At 47.3% G+C, this 3,879-nt stretch carries 4 protein-coding genes; all 4 read left to right on the plus strand.

Translation table 11 applies throughout. From position 1 onward, the window contains the following. The first annotated feature begins 96 nt into the window (after positions 1 to 96). A complete protein-coding gene (locus B3N33_RS12515; protein ID WP_292593521.1) occupies positions 97 to 1,485 on the plus strand; it encodes a TldD/PmbA family protein in 1,389 nt (462 codons plus the stop codon). Between the two features lie 5 nt (positions 1,486 to 1,490). Then, complete coding sequence (locus B3N33_RS12520) at positions 1,491 to 2,846, plus strand: TldD/PmbA family protein (protein ID WP_292593522.1); 1,356 nt, start codon at positions 1,491 to 1,493, stop codon at positions 2,844 to 2,846. A gap of 91 nt (positions 2,847 to 2,937) precedes the next feature. Beyond that, positions 2,938 to 3,558 (plus strand): helix-turn-helix transcriptional regulator, encoded by a 621-nt coding sequence (locus B3N33_RS12525; RefSeq protein WP_422655916.1) that lies wholly within the window; start codon positions 2,938 to 2,940, stop codon positions 3,556 to 3,558. A 30-nt stretch (positions 3,559 to 3,588) separates the two neighbouring features. Next, the coding region (locus tag B3N33_RS12530; RefSeq protein ID WP_349682171.1) for a RidA family protein at positions 3,589 to 3,879 on the plus strand (291 nt) is incomplete at its 3' end.

Consider the following 3,879-nt stretch of genomic DNA (forward strand, 5'->3'; position numbering starts at 1 on the left):
TTTATTGACAAAGAATTCCTGAAGTGAGGTATGAAAAGGCATTTATTCCCACCTTTAACCACTCACCCTCACCTCTGGGTCTTGGGAGGTTTCACTGTGATTGAAGAAGATAGTCTGAAAAAAGTAATCAAGAAGGCCCTATCTTCAGGAGGAGACTTCGCGGAGATCTTCCTTGAAGACAAGGACGAATTGAGTATAAAGTGTTCGGGAGGCACGATAAGCGGGGTTACCACAGTAAGAATCAAGGGGGCAGGCATCTACTTGCTTTGCGGAATGAAGAGCGTCTATGTATTTACAAACGATCTATCATTTGCTGGTCTTATGAGTTGTGCCGAGAGAGCTTCTGAACTCTTGGACGGAATTGCGGGGGGGTTCTCGGGACATATCAACTTCACAACGCAGAAGGCGGCAAATCCGAATAGATTCGAGATCATTCCTTCCTCTGTCGGCCACAAAGAAAAGATCGAAGTAATACGCGCGACTGAGCAGGCCGCACAAAGTGCAGGAGAAAAGATAAGACAATTGAATGTAGACTACTTCGATACTGATCAGAAGGTAATGATATTCAACAGTGAAGGCCTTCGTGCCGAAGACAGGAGAATAACGGGCCGTTTGCGACTGCAAGCTACCGTCGAAGTTGGAGACCGTTCGAAATACGAATGGCGCGACTTCACCCGCCCTCAGGGTTTCGAAGCGTTTCGCACGAAAAACGACTTCACCTCCTTTGCTAGAGAGTTCGTTATTGACATGGCGGAAGATCTCAAGGCAGCTCCGCTGAAGTCTTGCGCAGTCCCGGTGGTTTTCGAGGCCGGTTCGTGCGGCACATTCTGGCACGAGACTTGCGGTCATCAGCTAGAAGCCTCCGCAGTTTCAAGAAACGCTAGCGATTTCAAAGGTAAAGTTGGACAGGTCGTCGCTTCGGAAAAGGTCACTTTAATCGACGACGGAACAATGCCGGGTCTCTACGGCTCAGCCGCTATTGACGATGAAGGTTTCCCCACACAGAAGAACATTCTCATAGAGAAAGGTGTACTAAAAGGCTACCTGTGTGACAGACTTTGCGGCAGACGACTCGGAATCTCTTCAACCGGGAGTGGAAGAAGACAGGGATATACATATGCCCCTGTACCCCGTATGAACAACACCTATCTAGCTCAGGGAAACGACGACGATGAAGAGATTGTTCGATCGGTTGACGAGGGTCTCTTTGTGAAGAGACTGGGAGGCGGAACAGGCGGCAGAGAGTTTTCTATTGCGGTTAGCGAAGGGTACTGGATAAAGGACGGCAAGATATCTCACAGGCTCAAGAGCGGCTTTGTCCTCAGCGGAAGAGGGATTGATATGATAAAGAAAGTCGATATGGTAGGGAGCGATCTCAAGACCGATAGCGGAGGGTTCTGCGGAGCAGACTCAGGACTGTGCCCTGTTACTAGCTTTCAACCGAGGATGAGGATATCGCTGATGTCTGTAGGCGGGGAGGATTGATCTAAATGAGTTTTCTCGATGAATATCGCACAGTATTGAAAAACCTTCCCATATGTTACTCCGAAGCCGAAGTCGATGTAGAACGAAGGGGTAGCACCGTTATGAAGCATGCGAACGGGGAGATAATAGAAACCCGCTCTTCAGAAACAGCAGAACTCTTTGTGCGCGTTTCCGATGAGAAGACGGGATATGCATACACTCAGGATTTAGATGAAGAACCGAACCACGTGTTGTTGAGGGCGCTCAATAACTCGCAGTTTGTCGAACGATTGAAGAACGACCGGCTTAATAGATTATTAGTCAACAGAAGAGTTTCGGAAGGCCTCAAGAATCGCGATCCCGATATACCTTCAATTAAGGTGGCTGCCAATCAGCTCGAAGATTCAGTAAGAATGGTTGACAGTAGCATATCCAGCGTAGCAGTCGAGATCTGTTCCGAGAGACAGCTGAGAAATGTGATTAACTCTCATGGTCTGGATGTCGAATCGGCCATGGATTTATACAGTGCCACAGCAACTGTAATGGCAGAAAAGAATGGCGAGCAGTATGACGCATCCTATTATGAAAGTGCATCAAGACTCGAAGAGATCAATCCAGAAAGATTCAGAAACAAGATCGCTGCGAGTTTGAGACACCAGTATGACGCGAAAGAAATGCACTCAGGTTTATATACTGTGTTGCTTGACAGTACTGTTGTCACAAACATTATGATGACTGCCTGGCAGCTGTTTAGTGGCCTGAAGTACGGCGAAGGGTCCTCTCCTCTATCCGGGAAGCTTGGGGAGGCGATCGGATCATCTTGCTTCTCAGTTATCGACTCTCCCTCGCATGAACTAACAGGGTATCATTACGAGTTCGATTGCGAAGGAACACCTTCAAGGGAAGAACAGCTGGTAGATGGCGGCAGGCTCACAGGACTCATGCACAATATCACAAGCGCCTACAGATTGGACACGAATTCAACAGGCAATGCCGGAAGATATGCACTGCTTAGCGGCTCGATCCCGACAGACATCATAATAACCCCCAAAATAATATACGCGGAGCCAGGTAGTGAATCGGTAGCCTCTCTGCTCGAAGAAATGGGCGAGGGTGTCTACATTACTCATTCATATGACGTATTTCACTCTATAAACATTGGCTCGGGCGGATTCTCTATTCCCTGCAGGGGAACGATCATAAGGAACGGCAGAGAGGATCATAACGTCACCGGCTTGACGATGAGCGGAAGGTTGACTGATCTCTTCTCCAGGGTAAGGGCTGCGGGAAACGATCTGTATATCGAGGAATTTCTCCGCAAGAGCTATTGCGTAGGAGCTCCAAGTCTGCTGATAGAGAAGTTGCAAATCAACGGGAAATGATATCATATGAAACTGAAACGACACACTCATGAAATCAAACACTGACATAAATCCCGATTTTGACAGTAAGAAAGGGAGTGAGTCGATACTTATGGAGAAGAAAGAGGCCTTAGACTTTCTGGACAGACTGGCGAGAGGAATCTNNTCGGAAATGTTTGGAAGCAATTGCGAGACTCTGGTCCACGACATGAGCGTCCCAAAGCATCCCATCATACTAATCTATAACGGACATGTCACGAACAGAAAAGTCGGCTCTACTGAGGACGTCTACGGCGATCTGGCGAAGTACAAGTCATCATATCTGGAAGGAGACTTCATAAACCATCTCGCCGTATATAAATCCGGCAAGTTTATCAAATCAACGACCTTCCATCTGAAGGGTGAGGACTATCACTATGCTCTTGGAATAAACTATGATTTTACCTTCATGAGAGAGTTCTCCAACGTACTGGATGACTTCATGAAGGTCGAATCTGATCTGCAGTCTGCAATCAGTGAGGCCGGAGAGAATAAACTCTCATCGATTTTCAACAGCTGTCTGGACGCAATTGGAAAACCCGTCGAAAGGATGAACAAGTCGGATCGACTTAGACTGATAAGTCTCCTAAAGAGAGAAAAGGCCTTCGAGTTTTCCAAAGCCGTTCCGTATGTCTCAAGCAGGCTAAATCTATCTAGATATACGATATACAAATACATTAAGGAAAGCGGCTGACATAGAACCGACCAAGAGAAGGAGAAGATGATGCTTATAGAGAAGAGAATAGAGGAACTTGGAATCAAGCTGCCCGCGGCCTCGCCGCCTGGAGCCATGTACATTCCCGTGAAACGTCTCGGAAACGCCTTGTTTGTTTCCGGTCAGGTACCAATGAAAGACGGAAAGCCAGTTTACACAGGGAAAGTGGGAAGCGAGAGATCAATCGAATATGCCTGTGAGGCCGCAAAACTATGTATTATGAATATGCTTGCAGCAATCAAGGGGTATCTTGGCGACCTCGACAGAGTAATCAACATTGTGAAGCTGCAGGCCTTCATC

The sequence above is a fragment of the Mesotoga sp. UBA5825 genome, assembly GCF_002432955.1.
GTDB lineage: Bacteria > Thermotogota > Thermotogae > Petrotogales > Kosmotogaceae > Mesotoga.

What these genes read in the sequence shown, in the direction of transcription:
- B3N33_RS12520 (WP_292593522.1), top strand. Translation starts at nt 1,491, where the DNA reads ATGAGTTTTCTCGATGAATATCGCACAGTATTGAAAAACCTTCCCATA.